15 protein-coding genes and 1 tRNA gene are annotated in these 17,429 nt (G+C 65.9%); 11 read left to right on the top strand and 5 right to left on the bottom strand.

Going from position 1 to position 17,429, the window contains the following annotated elements; genetic code table 11:
- The first annotated feature begins 84 nt into the window (after window positions 1–84).
- The 11 genes from htpX to BBA01S_RS07445 all read left to right on the top strand — a co-directional run bounded on the left by htpX (window position 85) and on the right by BBA01S_RS07445 (window position 10,596).
- On the top strand, window positions 85–942 hold the full coding sequence (gene htpX / locus BBA01S_RS07495; RefSeq protein WP_027815881.1) for a zinc metalloprotease HtpX: 858 nt from the start codon (window positions 85–87) through the stop codon (window positions 940–942).
- Window positions 943–1,139: 197 nt separating this feature from the next.
- Complete coding sequence (gene rsmB / locus BBA01S_RS07490) at window positions 1,140–2,630, top strand: 16S rRNA (cytosine(967)-C(5))-methyltransferase RsmB (RefSeq protein WP_084161943.1); 1,491 nt, start codon at window positions 1,140–1,142, stop codon at window positions 2,628–2,630.
- Entirely contained in the window at window positions 2,627–3,217 is a 591-nt protein-coding gene (locus BBA01S_RS07485; RefSeq protein WP_027815879.1) for a DUF4390 domain-containing protein, read from the top strand. Before rsmB ends, BBA01S_RS07485 begins: the two co-directional genes overlap by 4 nt.
- The gene (locus BBA01S_RS07480) at window positions 3,207–5,645 is read left to right on the top strand and encodes a sensor histidine kinase (protein WP_027815878.1); all 2,439 of its coding nucleotides are present in this window, start codon (window positions 3,207–3,209) and stop codon (window positions 5,643–5,645) included. Before BBA01S_RS07485 ends, BBA01S_RS07480 begins: the two co-directional genes overlap by 11 nt.
- A complete protein-coding gene (gene esaR, locus BBA01S_RS07475) occupies window positions 5,646–6,335 on the top strand; it encodes a response regulator transcription factor EsaR (protein WP_027815877.1) in 690 nt (229 codons plus the stop codon).
- A gap of 84 nt (window positions 6,336–6,419) precedes the next feature.
- A tRNA-Phe gene (locus BBA01S_RS07470) sits at window positions 6,420–6,495 on the top strand.
- Between the two features lie 253 nt (window positions 6,496–6,748).
- Window positions 6,749–7,483: a 7-cyano-7-deazaguanine synthase QueC gene (queC, locus tag BBA01S_RS07465; RefSeq protein ID WP_027815876.1), complete on the top strand. Its 735-nt coding sequence runs from the start codon at window positions 6,749–6,751 to the stop codon at window positions 7,481–7,483.
- Window positions 7,484–7,733: 250 nt separating this feature from the next.
- Window positions 7,734–8,366 (top strand): 7-carboxy-7-deazaguanine synthase, encoded by a 633-nt coding sequence (gene queE / locus BBA01S_RS07460; protein WP_027815875.1) that lies wholly within the window; start codon window positions 7,734–7,736, stop codon window positions 8,364–8,366.
- A 29-nt stretch (window positions 8,367–8,395) separates the two neighbouring features.
- Window positions 8,396–8,839 (top strand): 6-carboxytetrahydropterin synthase QueD, encoded by a 444-nt coding sequence (gene queD, locus BBA01S_RS07455; protein ID WP_027815874.1) that lies wholly within the window; start codon window positions 8,396–8,398, stop codon window positions 8,837–8,839.
- 246 nt (window positions 8,840–9,085) lie between these two features.
- Window positions 9,086–9,868 carry an HpcH/HpaI aldolase family protein gene (locus BBA01S_RS07450; protein ID WP_027815873.1) on the top strand — a complete coding sequence of 261 codons (783 nt, stop codon included), beginning with the start codon at window positions 9,086–9,088 and terminating at the stop codon, window positions 9,866–9,868.
- Entirely contained in the window at window positions 9,865–10,596 is a 732-nt protein-coding gene (locus BBA01S_RS07445) for a tetratricopeptide repeat protein (RefSeq protein ID WP_042296313.1), read from the top strand. The genes BBA01S_RS07450 and BBA01S_RS07445 overlap by 4 nt, the downstream gene beginning before the upstream one ends.
- An 83-nt stretch (window positions 10,597–10,679) precedes the next feature.
- Here the strand turns inward: BBA01S_RS07445 and rodA are convergent, their stop codons facing one another.
- The 5 genes from rodA to BBA01S_RS07420 all read right to left on the bottom strand — a co-directional run bounded on the left by rodA (window position 10,680) and on the right by BBA01S_RS07420 (window position 17,294).
- Window positions 10,680–11,846, bottom strand: a complete 1,167-nt coding sequence (rodA, locus tag BBA01S_RS07440) for a rod shape-determining protein RodA (protein WP_027815871.1) — start codon at window positions 11,844–11,846, stop codon at window positions 10,680–10,682.
- A gap of 9 nt (window positions 11,847–11,855) precedes the next feature.
- The gene (gene mrdA / locus BBA01S_RS07435) at window positions 11,856–14,312 is read right to left on the bottom strand and encodes a penicillin-binding protein 2 (protein WP_027815870.1); all 2,457 of its coding nucleotides are present in this window, start codon (window positions 14,310–14,312) and stop codon (window positions 11,856–11,858) included.
- Between the two features lie 104 nt (window positions 14,313–14,416).
- Window positions 14,417–14,929 carry a rod shape-determining protein MreD gene (mreD, locus tag BBA01S_RS07430; protein ID WP_027815869.1) on the bottom strand — a complete coding sequence of 171 codons (513 nt, stop codon included), beginning with the start codon at window positions 14,927–14,929 and terminating at the stop codon, window positions 14,417–14,419.
- Window positions 14,929–16,008 carry a rod shape-determining protein MreC gene (gene mreC / locus BBA01S_RS07425; protein ID WP_027815868.1) on the bottom strand — a complete coding sequence of 360 codons (1,080 nt, stop codon included), beginning with the start codon at window positions 16,006–16,008 and terminating at the stop codon, window positions 14,929–14,931. The genes mreD and mreC overlap by 1 nt, the downstream gene beginning before the upstream one ends.
- Before the next feature lie 242 nt (window positions 16,009–16,250).
- Window positions 16,251–17,294, bottom strand: a complete 1,044-nt coding sequence (locus BBA01S_RS07420) for a rod shape-determining protein (RefSeq protein ID WP_004189550.1) — start codon at window positions 17,292–17,294, stop codon at window positions 16,251–16,253.
- Window positions 17,295–17,429: the final 135 nt, after the last annotated feature.

The following is a 17,429-nucleotide window of genomic DNA, read 5'->3' as shown; positions in this document are numbered from 1 at the left end:
GGTGTCACGAGCTTGTGACAGCGGTTGCGACAGCGGGCGTTTCGATGACTGATTCGATATCTGATGGGTGAAGGAGCACAGAACATGTTCAACTGGGTCAAAACCGCGATGTTGATGGCCGCGATTACGGCCCTTTTCATCGTCATTGGCGGCATGGTCGGCGGGCGCAGCGGCATGATGCTGGCGCTGTTGATCGCGCTTGGCATGAACTTCTTTTCGTACTGGTTCTCGGACAAGATGGTTCTGCGCATGTACAACGCGCAGGAAGTCGACGAGACCACGGCGCCGCAGTTCTACCGCATGGTTCGGGAACTGGCCACGCGCGCGAACATTCCGATGCCGCGCGTCTACCTGATCAACGAAGATGCGCCCAACGCGTTCGCCACGGGCCGCAATCCCGAACACGCGGCCGTCGCTGCGACGACCGGCATCCTGCGCGTGCTCTCCGAGCGCGAAATGCGCGGCGTGATGGCGCACGAACTGGCCCACGTGAAGCACCGCGACATCCTGATCTCGACGATCTCGGCGACGATGGCCGGCGCGATTTCGGCGATCGCGAACTTTGCGATGTTCTTCGGCGGCCGCGACGAGAACGGTCGTCCCGCAAATCCGATTGCGGGCATCGCCGTGGCGCTGCTCGCGCCGATCGCGGGCGCGCTGATCCAGATGGCGATTTCGCGTGCGCGCGAATTTGAAGCCGATCGCGGCGGTGCGCAGATTTCGGGCGACCCGCAGGCGCTGGCATCGGCGCTCGACAAGATTCATCGCTATGCGCAGGGCATTCCGTTCCCGGCCGCCGAGCAGCACCCGGCCACCGCGCAAATGATGATCATGAATCCGCTCGCGGGTGGCGCGATCGCGAACCTGTTCTCGACGCACCCGGCCACCGAGGAGCGCATCGCGCGGCTGATGGAAATGGCGCGCACCGGACGTTTCGACTAAGGCGTGCGCAACGCCGCGCTCAAAAAGGGCAGACCAAGGGCAGACCACGGTCTGCCCTTTTTCATTGCTTGCGCTGAAACGGTTTGCCTGTGGGTTTGCCTGTGTCCGGCCCCTGAGCGTTGCGCCCGCGCCACGCTACAATGGCTCGCTTGTGCACTATTCGCCGCGCCCCGGTGCGGCCTGCTTCCGGTTTCTCCATGACATCCAGTTCCTCCCGCCGCCCGTCCGGCCCAGCCCGCGCTAAACCCTCCGGCTCGCGCCAAGGCAAGCCGGGTGCTTCGAAGGCGGCCGCAAACGCCGTGCATCTGGCCCCCGACTCGCTCGGCTTCGCGCTCGATCAGGCTGCACACATCGTCGGCGCGGTGCGCGAAGGCGCGGCGCTGCCCGCTGCGCTTTCGAGCGCCTTTGCCGCGCTGCCCGCCGAATTCGCGCCAATGGCGCGCGGCGCGGTGCAGGACATCGCCTATCGCACGATGCGGCGCCTGGGGATCGTGGACTACCTGATCAAGCAGCGCGTGAGCAAGGCGCCGCCGGCGCAGGTGCTGAACCTGCTGGCGTGCGCGCTGGCGCTGCTCGTCGACGACGAAGCGCACGCCGCCTACACGCCTTTCACCGTGGTCGATCAGGCCGTGAGCGCGATTGGCGCGCGCCGTGAATCCGCCTTCGCGAAGGGGCTCGTGAACGCCGTCTTGCGCGGCTTCCTGCGCGAGCGCGAGAGTGCGCTTGCCGCCGCCCAGACCGACGAGGTCGCGCGCTGGAACTATCCGCACTGGTGGATCGACGCGACCCGCCGCGCTTGGCCCGATCAGTGGCAGGCGATCCTTGCCGCGGGCAACACGCATGGGCCGCTCACGCTGCGCGTGAACGCGCGCCGCAGCAACGCCGCCGATTACCTCAAGCGTCTCGCCGATGAAAACATCGCGGCGACGCAGATCGGCGAATACGCCGTGCGTCTCGCCTCGCCGCTGCCGGTCGATCGCATTCCGGGCTTCATGGCGGGCGATGTGTCGGTGCAGGACGCGGGCGCGCAACTGGCCGCGCCGGCGCTCGACGTGCGCGACGGCATGCGCGTGCTCGATGCGTGCGCCGCGCCTGGCGGCAAGAGCGGCCATCTGCTCGAACTCGCCGACATCGACCTGATCGCACTGGAGAGCGACGCCGCGCGCGCGACGCGCATCGGCGAGAACCTTGCGCGTCTGGGTTTCGCGCAGGGCGATGAAGACAATGCCAAAGCCCGCGTCGTGATCGGCGATGCAGGCGTGCCCGACGCATGGTTCGACGGCAAGCTTTTCGATCGCATTCTCGCGGACGTGCCGTGCTCCGCGTCGGGCATCGTGCGCCGTCATCCCGATATCCGCTGGCTGCGCCGTGCGAGCGACATCGCGGCGCTCGCGCAGGAACAGCGTCGCATCGTCGATGCGCTGTGGGGCCTGCTCAAGCCGGGCGGCGAACTGCTCTACGTGACCTGCTCGATCTTCCCCGCGGAAGGTGAAGACCAGGCGCGCTGGTTTGAAAGCACCCATGAGGATGCGGTACGATTGGACGCTCCGGGGCAACTGCTGCCTGCCGGGCGTGAGGCCGAAGCGGCTGTCGAACCCGATACCGCCGCTGGCGCGAACGCCTGCCCCGTTCCCGATCGCACCGCAGATCACGACGGCTTCTTCTACGCGCGCTTTCAGAAACGGTGACCATCAAACGCTTCTTCCCGCTGCGCTTCGCGGCTCTGATCTGGCTTGCGCTGGCCTTCGGCTTTTTCGCCGCCGCGCCCGCGCGCGCCGATTCGATCTCGGTGCAGCGCGCGTCGTTGCAGGCCGACGGCACCGGCTGGAGCCTCGACGCCCGCTTCGATTTCGAGCTCAACAGCAGCCTGGAAGACGCGGTCAACAAGGGCATTCCGCTCTACTTCACCACCGACTTCGAACTCACGCGCCCGCGCTGGTACTGGTTCGACGAACAGCCCGTGAGCGTCTCGCAAAGCATTCGCCTCTCGTTCCAGCCGCTCACGCGCGAGTACCGCGTGTCGACTGGCGGGCTGCAACTCGGCTTTTCGACGCTTTCGGATGCGCTCGCGGTCATCAAGCACGTGACTTCGTGGCACGTGATCGAGCGCAACCAGGTGCATACCGGCGAAACCTATACGGCGTCGGTGCGCATGCAGCTCGACGTCGCGCTCATGCCCAAGCCCTTCCAGATCGATGCGGTCAACAACCGCGACTGGAATCTTGCTTCCGACTGGAAGCGCTTTAGCTTCACGGTGACCGATCGTGCTAAATAAAGTGCGCCGCGCCACCGGAGGCAGCTTCAGCAGCTTCGTCGTCAGGCTGCTGGTGTCGACCGTCGCGCTCACCGCGACGCTGCTGCTCGTGCTGCTCGCTGCCGCGAGCGCCAACACCGAATTCTTCGACCGCTACTACGGCTGGCTTTACGCGGCCAACATCGGCGTCGCGATCATCTTCCTGTCGGTGGTGACGGCGCTCGTCATCGTGATCGCGGTGCGCTTGCGGCGCGGCAAGTTCGGCACACGACTGCTCGCCAAGCTCGCGTTCTTCTTCGCGCTCGTGGGCGTGGTGCCGGGCGGCATCATCTACATCGTCTCGTATCAGTTCGTCTCCCGCTCGATCGAGTCGTGGTTCGACGTGAACGTGGAAACCGCGCTCACCGCCGGCCTGAATCTCGGACGCGGCATGCTCGACGCCTCGCTGTCGGATCTGCAAACCAAGGGCCGCCTGATGGCCGAGCAGATCGCCAGCGGCGATTCCGCGGGCACGACGCTCACGCTCCTGCGCGCACGCGACCAGTTCGGCGTGCAGGACGCGACCATCGTCGAGCCGGTGCGCAGCATGTCGGGCGCGGCGCCGGACATGCACGTGGTGGCGCAGGCATCGAGCAACTTCTCCTCGCTCATGCCCGCCGACCTGCCCACTGCGCTGATGATCGACCAGGCGCGCGGACGCGGCTACGCGGCGATCGAAGGCGAAGTCGACGGCGATCCGCGCCTGCATGGCCCGAAGGGCGCGTTGCGGCTGCGCGTGGTGACGCGCATTCCCGACGGCAACACCACCGACCTGCAACCCGCCGAGCGCTTCCTGCAACTGGAGCAGCCCGTGCCCGCCGCGCTCGCGCGCAATGCGGACGCCGTGCAGCGCGCCTATCGCGAGTACCAGGAGAAGGCGCTGGGCCGCACCGGCTTGCGCAAGATGTACATCGGCACGCTTACGCTCGCGCTGTTCCTCGCGACCTTCGTGGCGATGATGCTGGCGCTCGCGCTCGGCAACCAGCTTGCGCGGCCGCTGTTCCTGCTCGCGCAGGGCACCAAGGAAGTGGCCGAGGGCGACTACACGCCCAAACGCGAAATCAAATCGCGCGACGAACTGGGCTTCCTCACGCAGTCCTTCAACGCGATGACGCGCCAGCTTTCCGAAGCACGGCTCGCGGTGGAGAAGAACCGCGTCGCGCTCGAACATTCGAAGGCGTACCTGGAGAGCATCCTCGCGAATCTCACGGCGGGCGTGTTCGTGTTCGACCGGCAGTTCCGCCTGACCACGGCAAACCCTGGCGCGGAACGCATCTTCCGTCATCCGTTCGAAACGCAGCTTGGCTTGCCGATCGATCACGTGGCGGCGCTGGGCGACTTCGCGGCGATGGTGCGCAAGGCATTCGCCGATCAGGAAGCGTCGCGCAGTCACGGCGAAGGCCACGACGTCGATCGCGGCCACTGGCAGCAGCAGTTCTCGGTGCCCGTTGCGGGCGAAACCGATCCGCTCACGCTGCTCGTGCGCGGCGCGCGTCTCATGTCCGACACGGGTCGCGACGCAGGCGACATGCAGACCTCGGGCTACGTGGTGGTGTTCGACGATATCTCGGACGTGATTTCGGCGCAGCGCTCGGTTGCGTGGGGCGAAGTCGCGCGGCGCCTCGCGCACGAGATCAAGAACCCGCTCACGCCGATCCAGCTGTCGGCCGAGCGCCTGCAGATGAAGCTCACGGACAAGCTCGCGCCTGCCGACGCCGAAGTGCTCAAGCGCGGCGCGACCACCATCGTCAATCAGGTCGCGGCGATGAAGCAGATGGTCGACAACTTCCGCGACTACGCGCGCACGCCGCCGGCGGTGCTCGCGAGCCTGCAGCTGAACGACCTCGTGAGCGAAGTCCTCACGCTCTACGGCGCGGAAGAACACAAGAGCACGATCAAGGTCGAGCTCTCGAACCTGCCTGTGATACGGGGCGACGCCACGCAACTGCGCCAGGTGATCCACAACCTGCTGCAGAACGCGCAGGACGCGGTGGCCGATACCGCCACGCCTCGTGTGACGCTGGAGACGCGGGCCGTAGAATACGGCGATCCGGATGCGGACGGCCACACGCGCGTCGCGGTGCGTCTCACGGTGTCGGACAACGGGCCGGGGTTCCCCGCGCGCATCCTCACGCGCGCGTTTGAACCCTACGTGACGACCAAGGCCAAAGGAACAGGACTCGGGCTTGCGATGGTCAAGAAGATCGTCGACGAGCACGGCGCGCGCATCGACATTCGCAATCGCATGAAAGCGGGCGATGTGATAGAAGGCGCGCAGATCTCGATTCTCTTTCTCCAGCTGGCCGACGACGCCACCCCGGACACCGCCGCGCATGCCGCGGGCGAGGGCCGGGCGCGTGCGGCTGCGGAGACAGGAACAAAAGCAACAGTGCAGACAAGGGCAGCGTAAATGGCAACCATCCTGGTGGTAGACGATGAAATGGGCATCCGGGAATTGCTCTCGGAGATCCTCAGCGACGAAGGACACGTCGTGGAGCTCGCGGAGGACGCGCAGCAGGCGCGTGAATTCCGTCAGCGTCAGGTGCCGGACCTGGTGCTGCTCGATATCTGGATGCCGGACACCGATGGCGTCACGCTCCTCAAGGAGTGGGCAGCGCAAGGCCAGCTATCGATGCCCGTCATCATGATGTCGGGGCATGCGACCATCGACACGGCGGTTGAGGCGACCAAGATCGGCGCGCTCAACTTCCTCGAAAAGCCGATCGCGCTGCAAAAGCTGCTCAAGGCGGTCGAGCAGGGGCTTGCGCGCGGTTCGGCGGCTCAAGCGCCTGCTGCGGGCGCGCCGGGAGCGAAGCCGGTCGCGGGCGGCCCGGCCGTGGTCGCTTCGGCGGCGGCGCTGCCGGTGCTGGGCAGCGACGGCTCGCCGGGCGTGAGCGCGGCGCAGACCGCGTCGATTTCGTTCGACATCCCGCTGCGCGATGCACGCGATGCCTTCGAGCGCGCCTACTTCGAGTACCACCTCGCGCGCGAGAACGGCAGCATGACGCGCGTGGCCGAGAAAACCGGCCTTGAGCGCACGCACCTGTATCGCAAGCTCAAGCAGCTCGGCGTCGATCTCGGCAAGAGCAAGGGCGAGTGAGATTTTCGGCAGGCCTTTTTCAGGAAGTTTTGAGAAGGGGCTTGCACAAACCGGAAAAGGCTTATATACTTTGCCTTCTTCGTTGGCCCGGTAGCTCAGTTGGTAGAGCAGCGGATTGAAAATCCGCGTGTCGTTGGTTCGATTCCGACCCAGGCCACCAGAATGCAGAGCCCCAGGAGATCGTTAGATTCCTGGGGCTTTTTCATTGGCGGTTCGAGGTGTTGGCGGGACGGCGGGACTCCGGGTCGAGACGATGCAAGGCATCCGGATATCAGCGGTATAAAGTGGCGCCGATATCGGCGACAGGGCTGCGGCCTATACTGCTTGGGCCGGCCGGCGACAGCCCGGACGGTCCGCCCGGCGGGTTTCGAAGGCTTGCGACCGCGCGGAACCTCTCAACTCGGAGTTTCACGGTGACTCGAACAGAAACCAGGAACGGCGCGCTCGTGCTGTTTTCCGGCGGCCAGGACTCGGCGACTTGCCTCGCGTGGGCGCTCGACCGCTACGACACCGTCGAGACGCTCGGCTTCGATTACGGCCAGCGTCATCGCGTCGAACTGGAGTGCCGCGAGGGCTTTCGCGCCGCTATCGCGCGCGAGTTTCCCGACTGGGCCGAACGTCTCGGCGACGATCACATGATCGACCTGTCGGTGCTCGGCTCGATCAGCGATACCGCCATGACGCGCGAAATCGAGATCGAAACGGCCGCAAGCGGCCTGCCGAACACCTTCGTGCCGGGCCGCAACCTGATGTTCATGCAGATCGCGGCCGCCATCGCGTATCGCCGCGGCCTGCGCGTGCTGGTAGGCGGCATGTGCGAGACGGACTTCTCGGGCTATCCCGATTGCCGCGACGACACCATGAAGGCGCTGCAAGTCGCGCTCAATCTGGGCATGGACACGCGCTTCGTGCTGGAAACGCCGCTGATGTGGCTCGACAAGGGCGACACGTGGCGACTGGCCGAGCAACTGGGCGGCGAGGCGCTGGTCGAACTGGTGCGCGTGGAAACGCATACGTGCTACGTCGGCGAGCGCGCCGAGCTGCACGCATGGGGCTTCGGCTGTGGCGAATGCCCGGCCTGCAAGCTGCGCAAGCGCGGCTACGAAGCCTATCTGGCGGGCGAGCAGGTCACGGAAGCGCCGGTCTGACGGCGCGTCAGAGCAAGGCAATCGCAGTACAGGGCAGAAAACGAAGCGGCGCACGGGCAGCGCCCTTCGGCCAGATCCCGCGGCGGAGAAGCGAAAAAACGCGCTCGCCAGGCAGACCCGCCGCAAACAAGACACAATAACGCCCGCAAGCACCGGCTCCCCACGAGCTTCCCAGTCGACGCCTCGCGATCGCGCTGAATCAAGCGTTGGATCGCGCCCAGGCAGCACAGGTATCAAACCAGGCAGCAGCATGACTTACGCGGTAAAGGAAATCTTCTACACGTTGCAGGGCGAAGGCGCGAACGCCGGGCGTCCGGCCGTGTTCTGCCGGTTCGCCGGCTGCAATCTGTGGTCGGGCCGCGAGGAAGACCGCGAGAGCGCGCAGTGCCGCTTCTGCGACACCGATTTCGTCGGCACCGACGGCGAGAACGGCGGCAAGTTCCGCACGCCGGAAGAGCTGGCGGCGAAGATCGCCTCGCTCTGGCCCGAAGGCGAGAGCAACCGCTTCGTGGTCTGCACGGGCGGCGAGCCGATGCTGCAGATCGACCAGCCTTTCGTCGATGCGCTGCACGCGCAGGGCTTCGAAATCGCCATCGAAACCAACGGTTCGCTGCCGGTGCTCGAAACCATCGACTGGATCTGCGTGAGCCCGAAGGCCGACGCGGAACTGGTGGTCACGAAGGGCAACGAACTCAAGGTCGTGGTGCCGCAGGACAACCAGCGCCTGGCCGATTACGCGAAGCTCGACTTCGAGTACTTCCTGGTGCAGCCGATGGACGGCCCCTCGCGCGACCTGAACACGAAGCTCGCGATCGACTGGTGCAAGCGCCATCCGCAATGGCGTCTGTCGATGCAGACGCACAAGTACCTGAACATTCCCTGATTTTGTCTTTTTCCGCTGAAGCAGCCGTGCTGACGATCACCCGAAAACTCGAATTCGATGCGGGCCACCGCATTCCCGACCACCGCAGCCAGTGCAGGAACCTGCACGGCCATCGCTATGTGCTCGAAATCACGCTGCAAGGCGATACCGTCGAGACCGAAGGCGCGCCCGACCGCGGCATGGTGATGGATTTCGCCGACGTGAAAGCGCTCGCGAACCAGCATCTCGTCGATCTGTGGGATCACGCGTTTCTCGTCTTCGAAGGCGACACGCAGGTGCGCGGTTTCCTCGAAACGCTGCCGGGCCACAAGACCGTGGTGATCGATCGCATCCCGACCGTCGAGAATCTCGCGGCCATCGCGTTCGAGATCCTTGCGAACGTCTATGACGCCCACTACGGCGTCAATCTGCAGCTGCACAAGGTGCGTCTGTACGAAACGCCGAACTGCTGGGCCGAAGTCATTCGCGACTGAACGGCCAGGGCATTGCGCTCGCAATGCCTGCCTGCATCACCTCTCCTTGAGCGCCACGCAAGGCCGGGTTTTCCACCCGGCCCGCGTACTTTTGGCGCGGTATGATCGCTTTCGCAGGGCCCCGCCGCCATTGGCGCGGCCCACATACAACGACCCATAACGAAAGCGAGACATGCCGGCCGTGGCGCTGCCGGGCCGCCGGCCCGCGCGCGCCGTGCGCCTCGCAGACTCGCCGGGAGCACGGCGATGAGCACCTTCACCAATCCCCTCAAGGAACGCCTTCAGTTGGCCGAGCCCTTGTTCGGCCTGTGGCTGTCGATGGGCAGCGAAACGGCCGCCGAGGCGCTGGCGCACGCTGGATTCGACTGGCTGCTGATCGACATGGAGCACGCGCCCAACGACAGCGCCGACATCTTCGCGCAACTGCGCGCCATCGCGGCGGCGCACCTGCCGACCGAGCCCGTCGTGCGCGTGCCGGCCAACGAGTCGTGGCTCGTCAAGCGCGTGCTCGACGCGGGCGTGCGCACGGTGATGTTCCCGAACGTGACATCCGCCGAGGAAGCCGCGCGCGTGGTGAGCTTCACGCAGTACCCCGATGCGAAGACGCCCGACGGCCAGCGCGGCGTCGCGGGCGCGGTGCGCGCGGCGGCGTACGGCATGCGCCGCGACTACCTGCAAGGCGCGAATGCGCAGATCGCCTCGATCGTGCAGATCGAATCGGCGCAGGCACTCGCTGAAGTCGAGAAAATCGCCAAGGTGCCCGGCGTCGATTGCCTGTTCGTCGGCCCGGCGGATCTGGCTGCGAGCCTCGGCCATCTGGGCGACGGCAAGCATCCGGACGTGAGCGCCGCAATGACGCGCATCGTCGCGGCGGCGCGCGCAGCGGGCGTGGCGGCCGGTATCTTCGCGATGGATGCGGCGCAGGCGAAGCAGTATCGCGAGATGGGTTTTTCTTTCATTGCGCTGGCCGCCGACGTCGTTTGGCTCGTGCGCGCCACGCGTCAGGCGTTGCAGGAGGCTCGGGCATGAAGCGGTCGAAAGCAGTACGGGTAGCGTTGGCGTTGAGCATTGCGCTGGCGGGCGTGGCAAGCGGTACGGCAAGCCGCCTGGCGAGTGCGGCAGGCACGGGCGGGCAGCCATCGGTGAGCGCGGAGTCCGATCCGCAAACGGCCAACGCCGTCGCCGATTACAACGCGGGCAATCTCACGGTCGCGCGCACGGAGTTTCAGTCGGCAGCGGCGCACGGCAACCGGCTCGCCGAATTCAATTACGCGATGATGCTGCTCAACGGCGAAGGCGGCGCCGCCGACGTGAGCGAGGGCCGCAAGTGGCTGCACAAGGCCGCCGACGCCAACATGTCTCACGCACAGTATGTGTACGGCAAGATGTACGACGATGGCGACTTCGTCGATCGCAATCCTGTCGAGGCGCACCAGTGGTTCCTCAAGGCCGCGAAGCAGGGTCACGTTCAGGCGGAACTCGCGCTCGCGAACCAGTTTCTCGACGGACGCGGCACCGGGCGCGACAACAAGCAGGCGTTCTACTGGTACAAGAAAGCCGCCGAGGGCGGCGACATGACCGCGCAATACGTGACCGGCTCGTTCTACGAGCGTGGCGGCGACGGCGTGCCGAAGAACCTCAACGTCGCCCGCGCCTACTACGCGGCGGCGGCGTCGCAGGGCGATCCGGTCGCGCGCCTGAAGTTCCAGCAGTTGAGCGCGCAACTGATGAAGGCGGCACCGGCGCAGCCGCAATAACACTTACACACGCGCGACCAGAAAAAAACGCGCCGGTCGAAACCGGCGCGTTTTTGTTTTCTGCGTACGTGTCGTGCAAGCCGTCAGCTCTGCATGAGCCGCTTCTGCCGCCCGACGCTCATGATCAGGCCGATGGCGATGCCGAGCGTCGTGAGCGCCGTGCCGCCATAACTCATGAACGGCAGCGGCACGCCCACGACGGGCAGAATCCCGCTCACCATGCCGATATTCACGAACGCGTAGGTGAAGAACGCCATCGTCAGCGACCCGGCCAGTAATCGGCCGAACAGGGTCGCGCCGTTAGCGGCGATATACAGCCCGCGCGCGATCAGGCACATGTAGAGCGTGAGCAGCACAATGCCGCCCGCCATGCCGAACTCCTCGGAGAACACCGCAAAGATGAAGTCGGTGTGTTTTTCGGGGATGAACTCCAGATGCGACTGCGTGCCCTTGAGCCAGCCCTTGCCGAGCGGGCCGCCCGAGCCAATCGCAATCACCGCCTGAATCGTGTGGAAACCCTTGCCGAGCGGATCGGACGTCGGATCGAGCAGCGTACAGATGCGATGCTTCTGGTAATCGTGCATGAGCGGCCAGTTCACCTGGGGCTGGCAGATCTTGTCCTGGAACGCGGCAATCGACGCCACAGCGATGATGCCCGCGATCAGCACCGGCACGATCAGCTTGAACGACAGCCCCGCGAAATAGATCACGAAGAAGCCCGAAGCGAATACCAGCACGGCGGTGCCCAGGTCAGGCTGCTTGGCGATCAGGCCGACCGGCACGAGCAGGATCACGAAGCCGACGAGAAAGTCGTACCAGCGCATCACGCCTTCGCGGCGCTGGTAGTACCAGGCGAGCATGAGTGGCGTGGCGATCTTGAGAATCTCCGACGGCTGGATGACGACACCCACGTTGATCCAGCGCTTCGCGCCCTTGCGCGTGAGGCCGAACGCGGCAACCGCGATCAGCAAGGCGATGCCGAAGGAGTAGATCGGCACCGCGAAGCGCATCAGCGTGGTGGGCGGCACATTGGCGAGCCCCCACATCAGCACGAAGGTGAGCATGATGTTGCGCAGCTGGTCTTCGACCCGGCCCGGCACGTCCAGGCTCGCGCTGTACAGCGTGACGATGCCTACGCACAGCAGCAGGAACACCGTGAGCGCGAGCGGGCGGTCGAAACCGAGGAACATCTTGCGCAGCGTGTCGAGCACGGCGCGCTTGTCGATCTTGTCGAACTGTAGAAGTGGCATGGGAACTCCTTACTCGTCGATGCCGCCCGTGGCGGGCTTGGGCGGCGGCGCGAGCGTGGCCGCTTCGGGCGCGCTGGCGGGGCGGCGCGGACGATGCGGGCCGGGGCCGAAGTGGCGCGGCAAGGATGCGGCGGCGGGGCGCTGGGCGGGCGTGTCGTCGCCTGCGACGCTGGTGCCGCCGTTCACGGCATCGGTGGGCGCTTCGAGTGCGGCGTGAGGCTGGCCAGGTTTGGCCGCCCTGGCGTTGTTCGTTGCTTTCGGTGTCGCGTTCGCCGCCGACGCCGCGTCAGCAGCGGAAGCCGCCGATGCAGCCGCCGCCGCCGAAGCCGCTTCGGCGGCCGAGGCCGCGCCCGGAATCGGCAGCGGCGTGAAGCCTGCGGCAACCTTGACCATCGGCTGTGCGACCGGTGCGGCGCCTGCGGGCGTGCCCGACGCCCCCGAAGCCGCCGATGCGGGCGTTGCCGCTGCCGCTGCCGCCGAAGCGGCCTGCGGCGGCTGGCCGATCACCGGTGCCGACGCATCCTGGGTCGCCGACGCCGCAGCCGCCACGGCGGCCTGCTGCGCGCCGGGCTTGAGGCGATCGACGAGCCAGTAGTCGAGCACACGGCGCGCGATCGGGCCTGCGGACTGCGCGCCCCAGCCGCCGTTTTCGACGATCAGCGCGAGCGCGATCTGCGGCTTGTCCACCGGCGCGAACGCGGTGAAGAGCGCGTGGTCGCGCAGATGTTCGGCGACTGCGTGCGCCTGATACTTCGCGCCTTGCAGCGAGTACACCTGCGCCGTACCGGTCTTGCCCGCCGACGTATAAGGCGCGGTCTGGAACAGCTTGTAGGCCGTGCCCGACGGATTCATCGTCACGTTTTCCATGCCGCGCTTCACGACGTCGATATCGGCCTGTTTGACGTCCAGGCGGCCGCTCTCGCTCGGCACGGTCAGGTGCTCTTCCTTCGTGATCGGATTTTCGATTTCCTTCACGAGGTGAGGCTTCATGAGCACGCCGTTATCGGCGAGCGTGGCCGTGGCGTGCGCGAGCTGCAGGATGGTGAACGAGTTGTAGCCCTGGCCGATGCCCAGGCTGATCGTTTCGCCTTCGTACCACCGTTGCTGCTCGGGCTTGCGGTAGGCCTTGCGCTTCCATTCGGTCGAGGGCAGGATGCCGCGCGCCTCGCCCGCGATGTCGATGCCGGTCAACTGGCCAAAGCCCAGCGGCTTCATGAAGTTGGCGATCGCGTCCACGCCCAGGTCGTGCGCGAGCATGAAGAAGTAGGTGTCGTTGGACACCATGATCGCGCGGTTCATGTCGACCCAGCCCTGGCCAGAGCGCACGTCGTTGTTGAAGCGGTGGCCGCCGAACATGTAGTAGCCGGGATCCGAGAAGCCCCAGCCCGGCGTGCGCTTGTGCAGCGTGAGCGCGGCCAGCGCCATGAACGGCTTGTAGGTCGAGCCCGGCGGATAGGTGCCGTGCAGCGGGCGGTTGAGCAGCGGGTGATCGGGCGAGTTGTTGAGCTCGTCCCAGGTCTGCTGGTCGATGCCGTCCACGAAGGAGTTGGGATCGAAGCTCGGCGCCGAAACGAACGCGAGAATGTCGCCCGTCGACGGCTCGATGGCCACGAGCGCGCCGCGCTTGCCCGCGAACGCCTGTTCGGCGACCTGCTGCAAGCCAATGTCGATCGACAGCACCAGGTTGTTGCCGGGCGTCGCCTGGGTGCGCGACAGCGTGCGCACCGGCCGCCCGCCCGCCGTGACTTCCACTTCCTCGAAGCCGGTCAGGCCGTGCAGCTCGGTTTCGTAGCTCTGCTCGACGCCGATCTTGCCGATGTAGTCGGTGCCGTTGTAGTTGTTCGCGTCCAGACGCGGATCGTAGTGCTCGGGATCGCTGTCGTTCTTGTCGGAGAGATCGTCGATGCGCTCCTGGTCGCGCTGCGAAATCCGGCCGATATAGCCGATCACGTGCGCGGCCGTCGGCCCGAGCGGGTACTGGCGGAACAGGCGCGCGCGCACTTCGACGCCGGGGAAGCGGAAGCGCTGCGCCGTGAAGCGCGCGACTTCGTCGTCGGTCAGGCGCGTGCGGATCGGCAGGCTCTCGAAGTTTTTCGAGTCTTCGAGCAGTTTCTTGAAGCGGCGGCGATCGCGCGCATCGATCGGGATCACGGTCGAGAGCTGGTCGATCGTGTTGTCGAGCGTATCGGTGAGCTTCGAGGGCGTGATTTCGAGCGTGTACGCGGAGTAGTTCTTCGCGAGCACGACGCCGTTGCGGTCGGTGATGATGCCGCGGTTCGGCACGATGGGCGCGACGGAAATGCGGTTTTCGTCGGCCTGTAGCGAGTACTTGCTGTGGTTCCAGACCTGCAGATAGAGGAAGCGGAACGCGATCAGCCCGAAGCAGACGAACACGAACAGTCCCGCCGCCGCGACGCGCAGGCGGTACTTCGTGAGCTGCTGCTGGGTGTCCTTGAATTCGGTCATGCGCTCAAACGCCGTGGCCCGCGACGCGCATGCACGCTGCGGCGGGCCGGTAGGAGGAGGGGATCATCGCTTGCGACTTTCGACGGTGAGCGGCGCAAGGCCGCTCAGATGGGCCGCGTATCGTCGGGGTCGACGGGGCGGCGCTGCGGCAGCAGCAACAACAGGCTGGTGACCGGCCACAGCACGGCTTCGACGAAGCCGCTGATCAGATAGCCCCAACCGGGGAAGGATGCGCCCATCAGAAGACGGATCACGAAGGGCACGACCTGCGTGCCCACGAGCATCGGCATGACAGCGAACATCTGCACGCCGAGCGACATCCACAGCACGCGGCGGTGAATGGTGATCGCGCCGAACGACAGCAGCGTGTACGCCAGCGCGTGTTCGCCAAGCAGGTTCGCATTGTGCACGTCCATCAGCAGGCCGAGGCAGAACGAGATGCCCATGCCCACCTTGCGCGGCTGGTGAATGTTCCAGAACAACAGCACCACGGCGACGAAATCAGGGACGCCTGGCAGCTTGCCCCAGGGCAGCAGGTTCAACAGGAACGCCGCCGCGAGACTGAACGCGATGAAGTACGGATTGACCGGCTGGAGGATGTATTGCGGACGCGCCATCAATGGCTCCCTTGTGCGGCGGGTGCTTTGGTTGGCGCATTCGTCGGCGCTTTGGCGGGCGCGGCTGGCGGCGTCGGTGCGGCTGCGGCTGCGGGTTTCGCCTGCGCCGGCGTCGGCGTGGGTGCCGACGCGGGTGCGGGAGCCGCAGCCTTCTTGTCCTTCGCGGCCTTTTTCTTCGCGTCCTTGGCTTCGGCTGCGCTGGCCGCTGCGGCGGCTTCCGCGGCTTCGACCGGATTCGGCGGCACCTGGCGCACGAAGTGCAGCACCAGCACCTGGCGCGCACCGCGCACGGCGGCGAGCGGCGCGCAGACCACGCGTGCGAAAGCGGTATCCGCCTGCTTGTCGACGCGCACGACCTTCGCGACCGGCAGGCCTTGCGGATAGACGCCGTCGAGACCGCTTGTCACGAGTTCGTCGCCGGTCTGGAGGTCAGCGCTGATCGGCACGAAGCGCAGATCGAGCAGGTCGCCCTTGGCCGTGCCATAAATCACGCTGCGCAGGCCCGTGCGCACGACTTCGACCGGCACCGCCTGATCCTTGTCGGTCACGAGTGTCACTTCGGACTGCATTGGAAAGACACGCGTGACCTGACCGATCACACCGTCTTCGCTGAGTACCGGTGCGCCGTTTTGCACGCCCTGCTGCGAGCCGCCGCCAATCACGACCTTCTGCGTGAACGGATCGCGCGTGTCGTATTGGATCTCTGCGGGGGTGGTCGGCGAGCCGATGCGCTGCGAGAGTTGCAGCAGCGCGCGCAAATGAATGTTTTCAGCGGCGAGCGTGGCGGCCTGGTTGGCCTGCTGCGACAGCTGGAGGTTGCGCGCGTGAAGCTGTGCGTTGTCCTGGCGCAGCGAGGCGCTGGTGACGGCCAGATCGGCGGCGCCCATGAAGAGATCGCGTGGCACGAGGGCCGCGCGTTGCAGCGGATAGAGGCCAGCGCCGAGCACGCCGCGCACGACTTCCAGAGTCTTGAAGCGGGCGTCGGAGATCAGCAGCGCGATCGACAGCACGACGAAGAAGAGCAGCCGTGCGAGTGCCGAGGGGCCTTGCTTGAATAGAGGCGGCGGACTGTATTCCATGGTCTGCGCCGGGGGCGTATGCGGTTCGGTGAAACTAACGGTGAAACGTGAGGCGCATCAGCGGCGTGGCCCGGAACAGTCCAGGACACCCCGCTGCGCGGCGGCATGCCTGCCGCCTCTCACGTTCGTTGCGCGTCGATGGTAGCGGATTTGCCGGTGACCTTGCGCCGCCGATTGCACGAGCGTCTGGATCGACATCCGGCTGTGCATCGACTGCGCCGCCCGCACCCGCGGCCCGGTGCTTACTCGTACGAGAAGATGCTGCCCAGCTTGTCCATGCGCTCAAGCGCCATGCCCGAGCCGCGCACCACGCAGGTCAGCGGATCTTCGGCGACCAGCACCGGCAGGCCGGTTTCTTCGGCGAGCAGGCGGTCGAGGTCGCGCAGCAGCGCGCCGCCGCCCGTGAGCATCATGCCGCGCTCGGCGATGTCGGCGCCCAGTTCCGGCGGCGTCTGTTCGAGCGCGATCTTCACCGACGAGACGATCTGGTTCAGCGGATCGGTCAGCGCTTCGAGGATTTCGTTGCTCGAAATCGTGAAGCTGCGCGGAATGCCTTCCGACAGGTTGCGGCCCTTGACTTCCATTTCCTTGACTTCGGAACCCGGGAAGGCCGAACCGATTTCCTTCTTGATGGCTTCGGCGGTTTGTTCGCCGATCAGCATGCCGTAGTTACGACGGATGTAGTTGACGATCGCTTCGTCGAACTTGTCGCCGCCCACGCGCACCGAACCCTTGTACACGATGCCGCCGAGCGAGATCACGCCCACTTCGGTCGTGCCGCCGCCGATGTCGACGACCATCGAACCCGTGGCTTCCGACACCGGCAGGCCCGCGCCGATTGCAGCGGCCATCGGTTCTTCGATCAGGTAGACCTGCGAGGCGCCTGCGCCGTGCGCGGCTTCCTTGATCGCGCGGCGCTCGACCTGGGTCGAACCGCAGGGCACGCAGATGATGATGCGCGGCGACGGCGAGAACATGCGCGATTCGTGTGCAGTCTTGATGAACTGCTTGATCATCTGTTCCGTGACGGTGAAGTCGGCGATCACGCCGTCCTTCATCGGGCGGATGGCTTCGATATTGCCCGGCACCTTGCCAAGCATCTGCTTGGCTTCCTTGCCGACTGCCTGAATCGTTTTCTTGCCGTTCGGGCCGCCTTCCTGGCGGATGGACACGACCGACGGCTCGTCAAGGACGATGCCCTTGCCGCGCATGTAGATCAGCGTGTTGGCGGTACCGAGGTCGATCGCGAGATCGTTGGAGAAGTAGCTACGCAGAAAACCGAACATTCAAAAATCCTGTCTCGCTTGTGGCCGACCTACGAGACGAGCGGGTCACGGGCGGCAGCGGAAAAAATAACAGCCTCAGGACGGGCGGAAAGCGCCGCCGCGAGGAGCCTGAAACTGCGGGAATGGTTACCGGAG

The organism is Paraburkholderia bannensis NBRC 103871 (assembly GCF_000685015.1).
Classification (GTDB): domain Bacteria; phylum Pseudomonadota; class Gammaproteobacteria; order Burkholderiales; family Burkholderiaceae; genus Paraburkholderia; species Paraburkholderia bannensis.
This window is presented reverse-complemented; position numbering and strand designations above follow the sequence as displayed.